16 protein-coding genes are annotated in these 15,010 nt (G+C 57.6%); 6 read left to right on the forward strand and 10 right to left on the reverse strand.

From position 1 onward, the window contains the following. Nucleotide 1 precedes the first annotated feature (1 nt). Nucleotides 2–688: a hypothetical protein gene (locus J3P73_RS17335; RefSeq protein ID WP_207579670.1), complete on the reverse strand. Its 687-nt coding sequence runs from the start codon at nucleotides 686–688 to the stop codon at nucleotides 2–4. A 372-nt stretch (nucleotides 689–1,060) separates the two neighbouring features. Here J3P73_RS17335 and J3P73_RS17340 point away from each other — a divergent pair, with 372 nt between their 5' ends. From J3P73_RS17340 to J3P73_RS17350, 3 genes are all read left to right on the forward strand, one after another. After that, complete coding sequence (locus J3P73_RS17340) at nucleotides 1,061–2,383, forward strand: type II toxin-antitoxin system HipA family toxin (RefSeq protein WP_207579671.1); 1,323 nt, start codon at nucleotides 1,061–1,063, stop codon at nucleotides 2,381–2,383. A 17-nt stretch (nucleotides 2,384–2,400) separates the two neighbouring features. After that, nucleotides 2,401–2,691 carry a helix-turn-helix transcriptional regulator gene (locus J3P73_RS17345; protein WP_207579672.1) on the forward strand — a complete coding sequence of 97 codons (291 nt, stop codon included), beginning with the start codon at nucleotides 2,401–2,403 and terminating at the stop codon, nucleotides 2,689–2,691. Between the two features lie 154 nt (nucleotides 2,692–2,845). Further along, on the forward strand, nucleotides 2,846–3,616 hold the full coding sequence (locus J3P73_RS17350; RefSeq protein WP_245002685.1) for a hypothetical protein: 771 nt from the start codon (nucleotides 2,846–2,848) through the stop codon (nucleotides 3,614–3,616). A 15-nt stretch (nucleotides 3,617–3,631) separates the two neighbouring features. On the opposite strand, the gene J3P73_RS17355 is transcribed toward J3P73_RS17350, so the two are convergent. From J3P73_RS17355 to J3P73_RS37605, 4 genes are all read right to left on the reverse strand, one after another. Further along, a protein-coding gene (locus J3P73_RS17355) for an IS3-like element ISRle4 family transposase (protein WP_085989693.1) occupies nucleotides 3,632–4,821 on the reverse strand; the annotation gives its coding sequence in 2 pieces (ribosomal slippage) (nucleotides 3,632–4,572 and nucleotides 4,572–4,821; 1,191 coding nt in all). A 48-nt stretch (nucleotides 4,822–4,869) separates the two neighbouring features. Further along, nucleotides 4,870–6,270 (reverse strand): type IV secretory system conjugative DNA transfer family protein, encoded by a 1,401-nt coding sequence (locus tag J3P73_RS17360; RefSeq protein ID WP_245002686.1) that lies wholly within the window; start codon nucleotides 6,268–6,270, stop codon nucleotides 4,870–4,872. 72 nt (nucleotides 6,271–6,342) lie between these two features. Continuing rightward, nucleotides 6,343–6,675, reverse strand: coding sequence for a hypothetical protein (locus J3P73_RS37600; protein WP_245002743.1), 333 nt, complete (start codon nucleotides 6,673–6,675; stop codon nucleotides 6,343–6,345). A gap of 3 nt (nucleotides 6,676–6,678) precedes the next feature. Continuing rightward, nucleotides 6,679–7,179 (reverse strand): hypothetical protein, encoded by a 501-nt coding sequence (locus J3P73_RS37605; RefSeq protein WP_245002744.1) that lies wholly within the window; start codon nucleotides 7,177–7,179, stop codon nucleotides 6,679–6,681. 166 nt (nucleotides 7,180–7,345) lie between these two features. Between J3P73_RS37605 and J3P73_RS38285 the strand changes: the two genes are divergently transcribed. Continuing rightward, complete coding sequence (locus J3P73_RS38285; RefSeq protein WP_425328902.1) at nucleotides 7,346–7,612, forward strand: hypothetical protein; 267 nt, start codon at nucleotides 7,346–7,348, stop codon at nucleotides 7,610–7,612. 311 nt (nucleotides 7,613–7,923) lie between these two features. Here J3P73_RS38285 and J3P73_RS37615 read toward each other — a convergent pair whose 3' ends face one another. Both J3P73_RS37615 and J3P73_RS17375 read right to left on the reverse strand, forming a co-directional pair. Next, on the reverse strand, nucleotides 7,924–8,406 hold the full coding sequence (locus J3P73_RS37615; protein ID WP_245002687.1) for a MobC family plasmid mobilization relaxosome protein: 483 nt from the start codon (nucleotides 8,404–8,406) through the stop codon (nucleotides 7,924–7,926). Then, on the reverse strand, nucleotides 8,403–9,164 hold the full coding sequence (locus tag J3P73_RS17375; RefSeq protein WP_207579674.1) for a helix-turn-helix domain-containing protein: 762 nt from the start codon (nucleotides 9,162–9,164) through the stop codon (nucleotides 8,403–8,405). The genes J3P73_RS37615 and J3P73_RS17375 overlap by 4 nt, the downstream gene beginning before the upstream one ends. A gap of 447 nt (nucleotides 9,165–9,611) precedes the next feature. Here J3P73_RS17375 and J3P73_RS17380 point away from each other — a divergent pair, with 447 nt between their 5' ends. Next, the gene (locus tag J3P73_RS17380; RefSeq protein ID WP_130692283.1) at nucleotides 9,612–10,361 is read left to right on the forward strand and encodes a hypothetical protein; all 750 of its coding nucleotides are present in this window, start codon (nucleotides 9,612–9,614) and stop codon (nucleotides 10,359–10,361) included. A gap of 55 nt (nucleotides 10,362–10,416) precedes the next feature. Here the strand turns inward: J3P73_RS17380 and J3P73_RS17385 are convergent, their stop codons facing one another. Together J3P73_RS17385 and J3P73_RS17390 are read right to left on the reverse strand one after the other, a co-directional pair. Continuing rightward, nucleotides 10,417–11,160 carry a hypothetical protein gene (locus J3P73_RS17385; RefSeq protein ID WP_130692285.1) on the reverse strand — a complete coding sequence of 248 codons (744 nt, stop codon included), beginning with the start codon at nucleotides 11,158–11,160 and terminating at the stop codon, nucleotides 10,417–10,419. A 163-nt stretch (nucleotides 11,161–11,323) separates the two neighbouring features. Next, nucleotides 11,324–11,857 carry a hypothetical protein gene (locus tag J3P73_RS17390; RefSeq protein ID WP_130692287.1) on the reverse strand — a complete coding sequence of 178 codons (534 nt, stop codon included), beginning with the start codon at nucleotides 11,855–11,857 and terminating at the stop codon, nucleotides 11,324–11,326. 152 nt (nucleotides 11,858–12,009) lie between these two features. On the opposite strand from J3P73_RS17390, the gene J3P73_RS17395 reads away from it, so the two are divergent. Beyond that, nucleotides 12,010–13,146 carry a YaaC family protein gene (locus J3P73_RS17395; protein WP_207579675.1) on the forward strand — a complete coding sequence of 379 codons (1,137 nt, stop codon included), beginning with the start codon at nucleotides 12,010–12,012 and terminating at the stop codon, nucleotides 13,144–13,146. A 940-nt stretch (nucleotides 13,147–14,086) separates the two neighbouring features. Here J3P73_RS17395 and J3P73_RS17400 read toward each other — a convergent pair. Further along, the gene (locus tag J3P73_RS17400; protein ID WP_130692291.1) at nucleotides 14,087–14,791 is read right to left on the reverse strand and encodes an FkbM family methyltransferase; all 705 of its coding nucleotides are present in this window, start codon (nucleotides 14,789–14,791) and stop codon (nucleotides 14,087–14,089) included. Nucleotides 14,792–15,010 lie beyond the last annotated feature (219 nt).

Consider the following 15,010-nt stretch of genomic DNA (forward strand, 5'->3'; position numbering starts at 1 on the left):
GCTATTTTCGTTTTACGGTGATGTCGATAATCTCGAACGCGTCGTCATCAGTGCGCTCAGAAATTTTCTCCTCTGAGCCATCCAACAGGATAATGCGTTTCCCAAACTGGGTGAAATAGCTTCCGTCGAAATCGACAGGGAGAGACAGTTCGGCACCAGTGGGCAAATTATCCTCAATACGCATGCCAAGTAGCCAGGTTTCATATCCGTCTGCATCTACAGGAGCCTCAATCGGGACCAAGCCGGGAAGCCAAGCGGTACGATTGCACAGCGACTTGCGTCTGCTGACTTCGCCTTTCGGGGATTTGTTCGACGGGGTTTGCAACCGATTGCCGGCGCCATCATCGAAATTGCACGGCACAATTCTGACCTTGGCCTTAGGGTTTTTCACGGCACACTGGTTATTGGTATCGTCCTTCTCCCAGCCTTTTGGCACGAGAATTTCCCGAAGTTTACGTCCTGCACGAGCGTACACCATCATATTTGCAAAACCGACAGGATCGTTGTCAGTGCAAAGCGCTCTCTCACTCTCTGCGAATCGGATAGACCGGACAAGTTCGTCACGAGTTAGGCCCATATGGGCAAGATGAATATCGACGTCATGCTGGTCCGCTACGATTGCCGCTTCCATATCCATGTCCCAAATTTCTTCATCAAATGATGTAGCAAATTGCGACATTCCGGTCAATGACGCTCTGCGATTATTCCTGGCGTTCGTTTATATTAAGCTGACAAGCTTTGCCCGGTCCTTTACCAATTCGGCGATATCGGAAATTGCCGTCGGATCGGTAGACGAGTGAGCCAGCGTTTCCGCCACGTTTCCAGCCAATTCCACCGCGCGCTTTCGCAAAGCTCGGTGATACGACGACGAAGCAGAGGAAGGCCGATACCTGCTTCCTTCGCGAACATCTGCCTCCATCTCGGCGAGGGTAGCCCGTTTTCCTATCCTCATAAGCGTCTCAGTAGATTGTGTGCGATCGGTATGCACTATTACAGCCCACTTTAATGGGTTGAATATCTTCGATGTTCGGTATAATTGATCCATTAAAGGGGTCAATAGATGCAACTGACGCTTCAAACTCATTTTGATAGCAACTGGCACCACGCCGCCATGCTAGAACTCAAAGACGACGCGGCCGGCTTCCAGGGCGCGTCGATCGTCGACTACGATCTCGACTATTTCGTCACGGTGGCGTCGGCGGAATTCGCGGCCGGAAAAACGGTCCGCGACCATCGCGCCTTGTCAGTCCGTTATCCCGTTGATCTCGAAAATCGATATAGCCGCAGATGGCCGCCCTTCCTCTTGGATCTTATGCCCCAGGGGCATGCAAGGCGAAAGCTTGCCGAGCACCTCGGCCTTGCTGAAGGCTCGCGCGCTTCCGATCTACCACTGCTTCTGCGATCGGCAACGGGCGGCATAGGCAATATCCGGATCAAAGAAGCGGCAGACTCCGAAATTGAACGGCTGCGCGGTGTTGAGCGCCAAGGGGTGACAGAAGCGGAAATCCTTGAACGGTCAGATCGTTTCATGGAAGTCGCGGATCGCTTTGGAATGCTCGCCTCCGGCTCAAGCGGCCTGCAAGGCGAATGGCCGAAGGTCTCGATGACTCAGGCGAATGACGGCCTCTTTTATCCCGACAGCTTCGTGACCGATGATGAGGCCGTGCGCCACGTCATCGTCAAGCTGGTACGCAGCAACGAGCCTGTGGATCGCCTGATCCTCGAAGGCGAAGCCCTATATTCGCGGATCGCTCAAAAGATCGGTCTGAATGTCAGCGAACCATCAACCTACGCCGAAGGCGTCCTGGTCATTCCCCGTTTTGATCGGAAGAAGAAAAAAGGCGGCGGAACCGTACGGCTGGGTCAGGAAAGCCTCGTGTCCGCGATCGGCGTTGCCGATTTCGGCCATGTCGGCACGCATGAGGCTTACATCAACGTTCTGCGCCAATTTTCGGCCGATCCCTTCGCGGACATTGTCGAATACCTGAAGCGCGACATCGCCAACCTAGCGCTCGGCAATCCCGACAATCACGGCCGGAATTCCGCACTCAGCAAGCACCAGGACGGCACGAACCGTTTATCCCCGCTCTTCGACTTTGCACCGATGAGGCTTGCCAAGGAGGGCATCGTTCGCTCGACACGATGGGCGATGATGCGTGACAGCGGTCGCGATCATCTTCCCGATTGGAAGCATATTTGCGCCGAACTGATGCCTGATCCTGCAGAGCATAAAGCCCTCGCGGCTGCCCTCTGCGAGTTCGCCGAACATTTGCGGAAGGTGCCGGCGATGAGGAAAGATTTTGGGGCGTCTCCCGACATTCTAGACCATGCGATGGGACGCTGCATGGCGATAACAGACAGCGTTCTGGCTGCGTTCAAGTGATGCCGGAGGAGAGCTAAATGGCTCGTTGGAAGAAACCCACAAAAGAAGAGATTCTCGAAAACCGTAGAACGCTGGCCGAACGTGCGCGCAATGGCGATCTGAGGCTGCCCGGCGCTGTGGCAGAAATCAGAAAGGGTTTCGGCATGACCCAGGACGAGTTTGCCAAGACGCTGTCGCTTACGAGGCGGCAAGTTGCTGAAATTGAAGGCGGGACGGCGAATCCCACGCTTGAAACGTTGGAAAAGATCGGTCGGCTGTTCGGGTTCGGAGTTGGGTTTGTGCCTAAAGCATCGGCGACAGACATGTAGCAGAACATCAACCTACTGCCGCAACGAGGTTGAGTTCAGTGGCAGGTCAACCTGCCGCGATCGGTCGTTTGAAGATTGAAACGTGCAAACCTGGCCTGCTCGCGTTATGGCTTTGTCCAATGAGATTCTTTTGCAACCGTGGGAATAGCGCCGTATGTCCGACAGCCTCGCCGACCTGATCCTGTCCTTGACCCCTGAAGACGGCTCTTCCATTGGGAATGCGGCAATCCTAGCAAGGCTGCGCGATCAATTGCCCGACCTGACCGAGGAAGACTATGCCTCGGCACGCGATGCGCTGGTCGACGAAGGTCTGCTGGCCAGTGGCAAGGGTCGCGGCGGCTCGATCTACCGGGCTGACATAGCCGACCTAACCCTAGAAATTCAGGAGGAAGACGAGCCGCAACAGCTAGGCGCAAAGCGCGCAAGAATCAGACGTTCGGCAAGCCCGCGTCGGTCGGGCGAACCCACCGAGATTCTGAGTTACCGTCATGGAGAGACCCGCGTCAACAATCCGGAAGTCGGCATGGTCCACGCCGGCACCGACCCGGATGGCGCACGGACCAGGTGGGCCTATGACCCGCATCTCGATCCGGTCCTGAATTTCGACAGCGCCCGCGCCGGCATTGAGAACCTGATCGACGACGCGCTGCAAAGCGGGGATCCAGAGCGCATGAAGGATGCGCTGCACGAATTGAAACGGCTGCAGGCCCCCTATCTAAATTGGACCGGCAAGGCCGAACGCACATCCTTTGAGGTCGACACCGTCTCGCTGCACGTCCACGAACGGGTAGACCCGGCAACCATTTTGGCCAATGTTGCAAGACGCTTGAAGGGAAAGGATGGGCCGAGCCAATGGCGCCAGCCCGACCTTTTTGCCGCCCCCTTCGAGAACCTGCCGCTGCGCCAGGCGCTGGATTTCTACTGACCTTGCCCCCAAGTTTTATCCAGTTTTGAGTTCGCTCCAGCGGTTTTTGGTTGCTGTTGTTGGTTCGGTAGCGGCGGGTTGCGGTGCGGAGCCATTTCGGCTGCGCAGCACCGCATCACGTCGCGGGTTGAGTGTCTGAGCGAATTCGGCCGGTGTCAGCCAGCCAAGGCCTGAATGCGGGCGTTGATCGTTGTAATCGCTACGCCAGTTTGAAAGCGCGGACCGGGCGTGAGCAAGCGACGAGAACAGAGTTTCATTCAAGAACTCGTCTCGCAGCCGCCCGTTGAAGCTTTCGATAAAAGCGTTCTGGATAGGCTTGCCAGGCGCAATGTAATGCCAGTCAACTTTGGTCCGGTCCGCCCATTGCAGGATCGCGTTGCTGGTGAACTCGCTGCCGTTGTCGCTGACGATCATCCTCGGCTTGCCGCGCTCCTCGATAATCCGGTCAAGCTCCCGTGCGACGCGAAGACCGGAAAGCGATGTATCGGAGACGAGCGCCAGGCACTCCCTCGTGCAATCATCGACGACGGTCAGAATCCGCAACCTGCGCCCATCGGTGAACTGATCCGACACGAAGTCTAGCGACCAACGATCATTGGCCACCATCGGCACCAGCATCGGCGCTCGCGTGCCTATCGCTCGCTTGCGACCGCCGCGCTTGCGCACCGTCAGTTTCTCCTCCCGATAGAGCCGGAAGAGCCTCTTGTGGTTCACGAGGTGACCCTCCCGCCGGAGCAGCACATGAATGCGTCGATATCCGAAGCGGCGACGTTCATGCGCCAACGCCTTCATTCGCTCGCGAAGCTCATGATCATCGTCGCGCCTGGTCTCGTAACGGACCGTCATTCGGCAAAAACCAATGGCTTTACACGCCCGCCGTTCGCTCATCTCATGATGGCTCATCAGATGCGCGACAGCTTTCCGCTTGGCCGCGGGCGTCACCACTTCTTTCCCAGAAGGTCTTTCAAGGCAGCATTGTCGAGCATCGCATCCGCCAGAAGCCGCTTCAGCTTCGTGTTCTCGTCCTCAAGCGTCTTCAGCCGCTTGGCCTCGGACACCTCCATGCCGCCGAACTTGGCCTTCCATTTATAGATGCTGGCATCGCTGACGCCATGCTTGCGGCAAAGCTCCGAGACCGGCGTGCCTGCCTCGTGCTCCTTCAATATGCCGATGATCTGTTCGTCTGTGAAACGATTGCGCTTCATCCTCTGGTCCTCTCAAATGGGCCAGAGCTTACTTCAAAATGGATTATTTCAACGGGGCAAGGTCACCAGGAGTACGTTCTTTTTGGGCTTCTTCGCGCCTTCAAGGCGCACGGCCATGCCGAGAATGATGTTCGTCAGCAGCCGGAGGAAAACGGCCTGGGCGTCCACCTGGTCGAGGGGCACGACCATGAAGAGATCGGCGCGGCCCTCGAACAGGTCTTCGAGCGAGCATGTGGATGTGCTGAGAAAGGCGCGCAATTCGTCGGAACGAGCCCAATCGAAGGCCTTCTTGATCGTCGTCTTGATCGCGCCGCGCTCGTTTTCTCCGGCAGCAAGGAAGGTCGCGGCGGCGGCGGCCGGGCGGGTGCCGAATGTCTCCGGCGCACCGGCCCATTCCGTCAGCGTCTTTTCAAAGCCGGCGGAAAACAGCAGGTCCATGACGGTGATGAGGTTGCGATCGGCGTCTGCGCGCCTGGTCATGACGACCTCGATCACGGCGGCAATCATGGATTTCGCCATTTCGGCGAAGTGTGCGCCATTTCCGCCTTCCGGTCGAACAAGCCCCTCGGCAATGACCTCGATGTCGCGGACGAGGTGCGCTTGCCGGATATAATCGAGCGGATTGAAGCTGTCCTTCGACGGCTCGATGACGCCGAAGGGATTGAGAACCACGACCTGGCGGCCAAGCGACTGCCGATAGCGGCGCGTGACGGCGAAGTTCTCGCCCTTGATGTCGAGAACGGCGACCGGCCCGTCATGGTCTATGATGGCCGGAATGACGACGGAAACACCTTTTCCGGCGCGTGTGCCGGCAATGGCGACATGGTGGCCGGCGCGCCATCCGGTTTTCGGGTTGGGGCGGTAGCGCAGCATCGCACCGCCGAAGAGACCGAGCGGCAAGCCCGCGTCGTTGTGCCGGAGCTGGCGCAACTCGCTCCGGTTCATCCACCGGGCGCGCCATGGTCCTTGTTTGGAAATCCGGCTGGACGATGCCGGGGCGGCAATCGAGATCGCTCGCAGAATAAGGAACAGTGGCACGGGCAGACCGATGGCGAGGCTGGTTTGCACGCCCAGCTTCTGCGCCTCTGTGAAACGATCCCATGTCGATACCATGCCCCGGATGCTCTCGATTCCGGAATAGCCGGCGTTGCGCCAAGCCTTGAAGCTGTCGAGCAGGACGCCTGCCGCAATGGTCGGGTCGGTAAGGGCTAGAGCAGACGCGGCAAGGAGGGCAGCCCCCACAGCTAAGCCCGACGCGCTGCGGATGCGGCCCTGGGTGTCTCCCGCCAAGGTCAGCAGCGCAAACCCGCAAAAAATGACCAGGATCGCGGCGCGCGCGTTTTGGTAGATGGGTGGCCAGAACAACGGTGCGGTTTCCATTAGCAGGAAACCCGCCGCAACGACGGCGATGGAAAGGGCATAACGATAGGGCTGAATGATCAAATTCATGGATCGAAACTCCAGACGGAAATGATAATCAGTTGGTGCCGCGGCCGCGGCCGGGCGCAGGCGGTCGGGCTGTCACGTCGTTGGCGCGACCGTCTCCAGCATCGCTTCGGCCTGCTCCAGCAGGGCGAACGCTTCCGCCAGCTCGGTCGAGGCCGTGCCGCTGGAAGGATTGCCGGAGGCGAGCCAGGCGTTCATGAAGGTAGCCTGTGACGCGATGAGCGATTTCAGCGATCCTTCCAAAGCCGCTTGCCGGTTTTCGATTATGTCGGTCGAGCGTTTCTCCAGCGCCTCGAATTGCGCGGTTCCGCTGCTCAAGGTGTTCATCAACGTCTCGACGTAACCCAGCAATTCGCGCTCCAGCGGCGACAGGGTCTCGGGCATCTGTGGTCTGGCGGGTGTGGTCATCGGTTAATCTCCCTGGGCGATCTTCAGGCATGGCGTTTTGGCGGTCCCGGCCTGGCAGGTGATCAGCTGAAGGCGGTTGACGTCCCATGTCAGGACTTTGCCGCTGCTGGTCTGGTTGATCTGCAAGCCCATCTGCCAGAGGCTGGCGCTCTTGGCGCGGTCGATCATCAGCCCTGCCCAAAACCAGCTCGCGGTGAAGCTCAACAGGACGATCAGCAATGCCACCGCGCCCATGGTCAGGAAGAATGGCTGCACCATCGACCGGAGCCGGTTCACGTCCGCCTCGGTCGTCGCCAGTGCCTCGCTCAAGTGCTGGCGGTTCGCGTCCGTGAAGCTGCGGATATCGGTCTCGATTGTAGCTTGCGCGCGCTTCAAGGCTTCGCTCCAATCGGTCTCGAAGCTCGTCGAGGGCGATGGCGTCGAGCCGGCTTCCGGAACGGTTGGGCTCGCCAACCGATCTTTCAAGCGCTCGCTCAAGGGTATTCTCTCGGGTCCAGTCTTCACGAAACAGGTCTCCTTTCAAACGCCAGCGCTCGTCGGTCTCGGGGTCGCGCACGGTGATGTAATTTTTGCCGGCGCGCGGCAGATTAAAACCTGCCGCCGTCAAAGCCTCGGTCATGCTCGGGCGGTCGCGGATGTTGCCGGTCTCGATGCGCTGGACGATCCAATCATGGATCAGCTCGCGGGCATCGCCGCGCCTGACGCTCTCGATGAGGCTGGCGGTCTCGCGGGCGCGCTCCGGCGCCATCGGATCGTTCCAGCCGTGTTCCTTGTTCAGAACATCGCGCAGGGTGTCGTAGTGCTTCTGGTAGCCGGGCGGCGCGATGTTGAGACTGCGTCCGCTCACAAGCTCCATGCGCGGCGTTACGAAATGCAGTTCGACGCGGCCCTCATGGGTGTGGCGGACCCAAAGCATATCGTGCTGGTCAGGTTCTAGGCCGGCAAAGGCAAGGCTCTCGAAGGCGTCCATCACCTGCCGTTGCTGGACAGGGCTCGGCGCGTCTTCCGCCGTGAAGGCGATGACGCCGGCGCGATATGTCCACTGGTAAGGGCAGGCGTCGATCAGAGCGCGCATGCGGTCTGCATCGCCGCGCAGCACCTCCGGCAAGGGATCGCGGGCAAACAGCATGACCTCGCCGCGCGTGTCGCGGATCGCGTTGCGGTTTTGGTCGTAAGCGACGACGTCGCGCTCGACCAGGTAGTCAACCGGTCCCGATCCGCCACCCTGGCCGTTTCGGAAAAACTTGATCAGCACGGCGCGCCATCCTTGGCCGTGAACTGCTCAAGTGTGTCAGAAAGCGCCCGCTCTATCGCGACCAGGCGGGCGGCAACCGTGATTGCGTCGATGGCTGACAACTGGCCCTGAGCCTGGGCCGTGTTCAGCCATCGGGCGATCTGGTTGAGGTTGCCGCCGATCCTAGCGATGGCGCGCACCAGCTCCGGGTCCACCTTTGGGACAGGACGGCGGCGGCGTGCCTCAGTGAGGCCAAGCGCTTCCCGCATGAGTGTGGCGAAGGGCAAACCGGCCCGCGCCGCGCGGGCGGTGAGCGCCTGCTTTTCCGATGCCGTGCAGCGGAAAACCACGACGGCATTGAGGTCGCCTTTGGGCGATCGCCGCGTGCCCTTGGTGGGGTTTGAAGGGGAGGCCTGCTTCCCCTCACAAGGCTCCCTGTCGGACGGCTCGCCGTATGACAGGGGTCGCCTTGCTCCCTTCAAATCGCCAGCCGTCATGACGCCCTCCGGACTGTCGTCTGCCGGGCGGTTTCATCGGCGATATGGTCACGGCGGCGGCTAAAGAATGCGATCCAATCCAGCGCACTCGGGCTCGTCTCGTCCGGCGGCCAATAGCTGGGCAGGGCATAGCCCGGCTTGCCGGTTTTCACCGTCCGCATGCCCAAGGCGTCGATCGAAGGAAAGCCGTGACGTCGCAACCAATTGCGCCATTGCTCGACCTGATCCGCCTTGGTCTCGGCCACGAAAACGAGCGGGACGGCTCGCCGCGTCTCGACGCGCGGCGGGGCGTCCTCGCGCGGGTTAGGTTTATTTATTTTTTCTTTCTCTAAGTTTGGTGGACATATTTGTCCCCCTTCGCCAGACACATCTGACCGCCTTTCCGGACGATTTTGACCGCCTTTGTCGGGGTAAAGGGTGACAACTTTGTCCGTCTTTTCGCGGGCTTCCGATGCGCGTAAAATCGACGCCGCTGAGGGACGATATTCTGTGTTGTGCCCGACGCCATTTCCGCGCTGGACCTCGAACCATCCTTTGACCTCAAGTTCACGGACGGCGCGCTGAATGGTCTTGACGCTCTTGCCGGTCGCGTCGGCAATCGTTTGATAGGACGGCCACGCCTTCTCGGTGTGGCCGTTCAAATGCGTGGTGATGATGTAGAGCGCCACGGACCGCGCGCTGTCGCTCAAGTCCTTGTCGCAGCTCAGCTGCTGAAGCCATTGCAGCTTCACGTCCCGAAATGGCCGCGCCCCGTTCATGCGCGCCTCCCTGGTCGCAATACGACCGGGAAAGAAGGGGCAGAAACGGCCGGAAAAAGTGGGACGGCGGCTTTACTAAGCCATTGATTTTTATAAAATGGGGTCTTCGTCCCACACGGGGTTAAGCTGCTGATTTTCTTGGAATTCGGCAGGCCCTCCGGGCCCACCATTTATTTCAAAGAGTTAGATCAAGTTCAAAACTTTAGCCTGCGGTGCGGGCTACAAACCGGGCTACAAGTCGCGGTGTAGCCGGACGCGAATATTCGGAATTCGGCAGGGCGAATTAGACACCCGGCGAACGGCCCCTTTCTTGAACGTGTTGATCGACATCACGAAGCGCCCTTTTGAGTTTACGCAAGCGAGTCATTGACGGGTTGTGAAAGAGGACTAGTTTTGGCTGCTCCTGTTGGGCAACGAGACTAGCTTTGATGATTTAAGGGCGAGCGCGTGATTGATCTAAATGAAAAGAAGGCCTTTGATCTCACTGCTCTCGCTGATGAGTTCGAACGCCGTAAAAACGCAGGAGATAATCGCTTTGAAAAATACAGGGTACTGATTGAAGAGTTCGAGGCTGCCGCTTCCATCCTAAGAGACCTGCGAGCTGCAGAGGCGTCACTACGGACCCTGGAGGCCATACAGCTCACGCCGGAAATGCGGGTGGATTTTGCGCAAGCACTCTTCACTCACGCCGTTCTTTGCTACTGCAGGGCCACGGTATCCGAAACAAATGCCCGTCGGCGTATCAACGTTGACACAAAGGCATTCACCCCAGAGCAATTTAAGAAGCACCTCGATATCAAGAATCTTCGAAGCACGGCAATGGCCCATTACCATAAGGGTCTGGGCAAACACGGGGACATCTGGGTCCATGACAAAGTCGCAATGCGACCAGTTGATGGGCGACTATCCTCAATCGACATCTTTAAGCGCACAAATTATCGCGCGGACGCCGCTCACGACCTTTTCGAGCTTTTGACCGTAGCCATCAGCTACGTCAGTTCCGAGCGCATGCGCAGAAAAACGTCTCTGGACGAAGCCATCGCTGTGGCAATTACGAAGGACGAAGCATTCGTGGAGCGACTGAAAGCTCACAGCTTCGATCCCGACGTCTTCTTCCAGGGATTGGGCAAACCACCTGACGAATTTTGGCAGGATATCTACGTTACTGGGGAGACACTCACTCCGCCAGACAGCTGAGACGACGCCACGCCGGTATCGTCGTCCATGGCATTCGTTGGTGGTCTGCAAGTCGCTAGAGCACGACGAACTTCGCGGCCTCCGACGCCGGCACATTGGCGACGGATTGAATGTTGTATTCCTTGTTGAAGTGCGTCCCGTCAGGCGTTGGCTGCTCGTAGACGAGCGATCCGGCCGGGACGATGGTCGAGAAATTCTCGATGCACGTGCAGGTGTAAGGGCCGGTGCCTGTGAAATCGATGACGGTGCGGCCCGAAAGCGATGTCCCGGCGCCGGCGCTCAGATCGATCGTGTATTGCTGGCCAAGGCTCGGCATGAAATCCAAGATGAGCTGCGTCGTCGGCGTCACGCCGTCGCCGGTCGATACCGCCACGGCGCCCTTAAGATGCTCACTCCCTGGACGAAATTTCCCGCTTGCCGCCATGCGATAGAGATTGAAGTCGATCACATTATCTGTGGTGCCGCTGTTGCCAGCTAGGATCGCAGCATTCACCGCCGCCAGAGTCGCGCCCCATAGCGCGGCAACCGACTGTCCCGCCTCGGTCTGATGCCTTTCAGTGGTGGTGGTGGTGGTGGCGGGAATCGTCGCTCCGATGATCGGGATGGTGGGATCGCGCGTCCGCAACCGCGTATTCAGATTGCGGATGGGCGTGAGCCACGTGGCGGATGCGGCGTTGTTGTCGTTGCGGCCCATCCGCTGAAGGTAATTGTTGTAAGGCCGCTTGCCATTTGGGTTCATGGTGGACAGTTCGTCGAGGCCTTGCCAAATCTTCATGGCGCTGGCCGCCAGCGTCTGCACGGCCTTGGCGCCTGGACAACCGACATTGAAGAAGCCATAGCCCCAGCTGTCGAAGAGCCGAGGCAGGAAGCCGTAGTTGCCTCTCTCATCCGCTGACGCCGCCAATTCCTGCCGGTCGGCCAAGCTGTCACAGACACCATGCGAGCGCTGCGACAAAAAGAGCTTAGAGCTCAGCTTCACCTTTGCGATAAGCGTCTTTCACCGCGTTTCTGACCGCGGCGACCTGCTTTCGCGTCGCCCAATGGCTTCTTCCAAAAGTATCGGAGAAACCGACATCCACGATGGGCTGCTCGCGGAGGCCCTCATGAAAAAGGACAAAGTACGCGCTGTGGCTCTCACCAGGTTGAATCTTCTTTGGCAGGCCGCCGCTAAAAGGGCCGAGTGTGCGGTCAAGCTCAACTGGGAAATTATGTAGAGGATTGAGTATGAAATGGGTGAGTTTTTTGAAATATGACGGCCGAGCCCTGCCGATCGCCATATGGAGTATAATCTCGCCTGGACCAAAATTCGTCGCGTGCAAGACGAGCATCTGGTGGTCCTCCGGTTCCCATTCTTGAATCAGGTTATTGACGCTGAAATGCACCTGGACCTTGGCTTTTGGAAAAATAAACTTGGACCAGACGTTCCAAACAAAGCCGGCGACAGACACGCAGAACGATAAAAGGCTGATTATCAATGCCCAGTCAGCTGTGGTCATGTTGGCAGTCCCTCCCGTCCTCAGGATCGCAGACCCATCTCAGGCTTGGTTCGAAGAGAGGCGGCTACAGCCTCGCAAACGTTGACCAGTGGCCTTACGCGCGTTTGAGAGAAACGATATGACCTTTTCCCACCATTTGTTGGGGGAAGAAAGTGGCCAATTTTGAAATTCACTTTGTCAAGGAAAGTCGCGGCGCCGACGCTATTTGGCGGCGCCTGGCGCGATTTCAGGAAACCGAACGAGTGACTGAGAGAGTCATGGCTGAGCGGGGGATTCCCAAGAACCAGAAGTTGAATGTCCGAAAGCAGATGGAACAGTTAGCTTTTTCGCTGAACCAAGCCCGAGAATATTTCCGGTCGGCGGAGACAAGCGGTCCAACCGCGAGGGCATTGATGGCCTACTACGGATTGATTGCTCTCGCCAACGCTGAGGTGCTGTGGAGCGGCGATGGTATGCATAGTTTTGACACAAGAGATGTCCGATTCAACGCCCACGGATTTGACCTCGTGCAAGACCACCAAGATCTCTCGAACTTCGGCGCCAGGCCGAAGACGGATGAACAGGGGATTCGCGGACTTTTCGGACTATGGAGGCAGTTTGCTACACACATTCCAAACTACGCGAAGCAGACGATCCGATACCCCGAAGGTGGTTTTTCGATCGTGTATAATGCTACATCGAGCGTGACTACCCTTAGAGAAGTGCCCTGCCCAATCGAGCCTATCACACTGCTGGAGTGCTTGAAGCACATCCCTACGATGACGCCGGCGTTAGAGGCTTACAATGAGCAAACGAAGCTGTGCAGGGGCCAAATCGAAGAGGATATTGCGCTCAGCGAAGATGGCAAATCCTTCAAAACTCGTACTCGCAGCTATATCATGCACCATCTCACAGATGCTGCATTCCACGACATTGGATCAAAATTTAAAATTGCTCCGCGAGCCGTTTCGGAATTCAAGATGAACCGAATAGGCTCCGGCTTGTCGGTCGTCTGGAAGGCCAATTTGCCTGAGCAATCACTGTTCACTTTACCAGAGGTTTTCGCGAATACCAAAGAAGAGCTGCTCTTCATCGGGGATGGAGATCATCTCAACGAGTTCGGATATTACTATGTGGCTCTTTTCATAGCGGGCATGATCACTCGGTATTATCCTCACATCTGGATCAAAGAGTTCCGTTCCAATTCTAAGGCTTCAACCTTGATTGATGAACTGGTCGATAACGCGCTGCCTAGGGTTCCACTCCTGACGACCTCAGCCTTGGAACAGCGTGCGTATCTCTACGATTAGCAGGCCGCCGCATTGGGCGCTAAGAATGATCCCGTCCATGCAAACCCTTCAGCTTTTCATAATGCTCTTCAACTCTCCGGCATGCGTCCCGTGACATTGCCTCCCATCCGCTGTGAGGCACGATATGCTCTCGCACCCACTTCTCGTCAGGCATCGTTCTAACCTTGTATAATCAACTCGGCAGCGGCGACACCTTTTCCGCCGGCAACTGAATATGTCAATTTCACAGGTCCAGCGCAGAAGCCGAATTTCCCTGTCGCAGGTTGTTCTCCCTATAAACTTAAGTTCTCTCCTGGTTGGAAGGACTTGCGACAGGACTTCTGCCTTGTTTTCCAAAGCCCTGTTCGTTGCCGCTTGCTGTTCTCTTGCCGAGGAACCCAAGCGTTTAAATGCGACCTGACCGGGTGCGCGCCGGATATGGCATCCGCGCCTCAAGGCGCCTTCTGCCAATGCAAGCTGCTGGCGCAGATGTCGGATGTCCTCGAGCAGAGTGCCTATTCGGCCGCCTCATCTCCTTTGCGAAAGGCTACCACCTCGGCGAATTTGTCGCCGACCGGCCTTGACCTTCGCTCTGGATTCATGGCCGCAAGCATGAGCCTCCGACTACTACCCCAGATCGGCAATCGACCGGGGTGAATGGGACCCCTTCAACATGCTGCGGCTCCCCATATCGTCGTTGTCCAAACAAACGACATCTGTAAGCGTGGCCGAGGCAGCCTTGATCCGCATCTTTTGGCACGGCGATGCTTGTCAGAAGGGAGAGCGGAGCCGCCGGCTGTAGGCAGTTGGCCGCAATCGCCCAACTGCAATCTCCGCTCGCTCGGTCCATGGAAAGCCAGTCATGGATTGGGCCATAGGGGCGATATGGGGCGAAACATCGGCTGCCGCCATGACAGCATCTGATGAAGGGGTGGTGGGCACGGGGCACACGAAAGGCGCTTTATAGATCCTTGCGGATAGAAAAGACGTAGTTATAAGGCGTTCCGGAAGAGCCCTTCTGGACCTCGTCGATCGACAGGGAACGAAATTTTCGATCTTTCAGGCAATATACAGAATAGCCAAACGGCTTAAGATAGTCGATCACACTGGCGACAGCGTTGGGTCGATGTCGGTCTTCCGCTTCGATGAGCAGGTTTGGGTGATCCCGGTTCAGTATAGCCTGCGCGCCTTTGAGTACTTTTAGTTCGTGCCCTTCAACGTCGATCTTAATGAAGCCTACAGGGCCGAACTGATAGCTATCCAGGCGCCGGGTTGGAACGGAAATTTCTTCAACATTTTGCGTCGAAAGCGTATTCTGCTCCTCAATCGTGGCGCAGCCATCCATGAGCTGATCACTGGGGATCCGCATCGTTGCAACGCCAGCGCTGTCGGAAAGTGCGACCTGCTCGACCCGAACCGACGAACCAAGCGCAGCCTTCAGAAAAGCGACCATGTGAGGCTGAGGTTCGAAGGCGACGACATCGCTCGCATACTTGGTCAGGTACCAAGAATAGACACCGTAGTTCGCACCTATATCGATTGCAGTCTGGCCTCGACGGCATAATCTATCGAGGATCCGAAGCTCGGGCTCACCATGGCGCCATTCTCGTGAAGCGCGCGTCCATAGCCTGAGCCGAGGTGGCGCAATATTAGCGATATGAAGCATGTAGGCTCCCGGTGACTCGAACGAATGCGCTATCCGCTCGTCGAGCGGCGTGACCCTATTTTTCCATCTTCGGTGAATTGGCAACCAGTGGCTAGATCATCGATAGTTGATGCCTTGAGCGGCCATTTCGCCAAGCCTAGTTCTTTAGGTGAAGCCGACGTAGCCGTGGATCCCTTCTGCAGGCGTTGCCATGCAGCCTTGATCGTGGCAGCGAGCGCT

This window comes from Rhizobium ruizarguesonis (assembly GCF_017357285.1).
Taxonomy (GTDB): Bacteria; Pseudomonadota; Alphaproteobacteria; order Rhizobiales; family Rhizobiaceae; genus Rhizobium; species Rhizobium ruizarguesonis.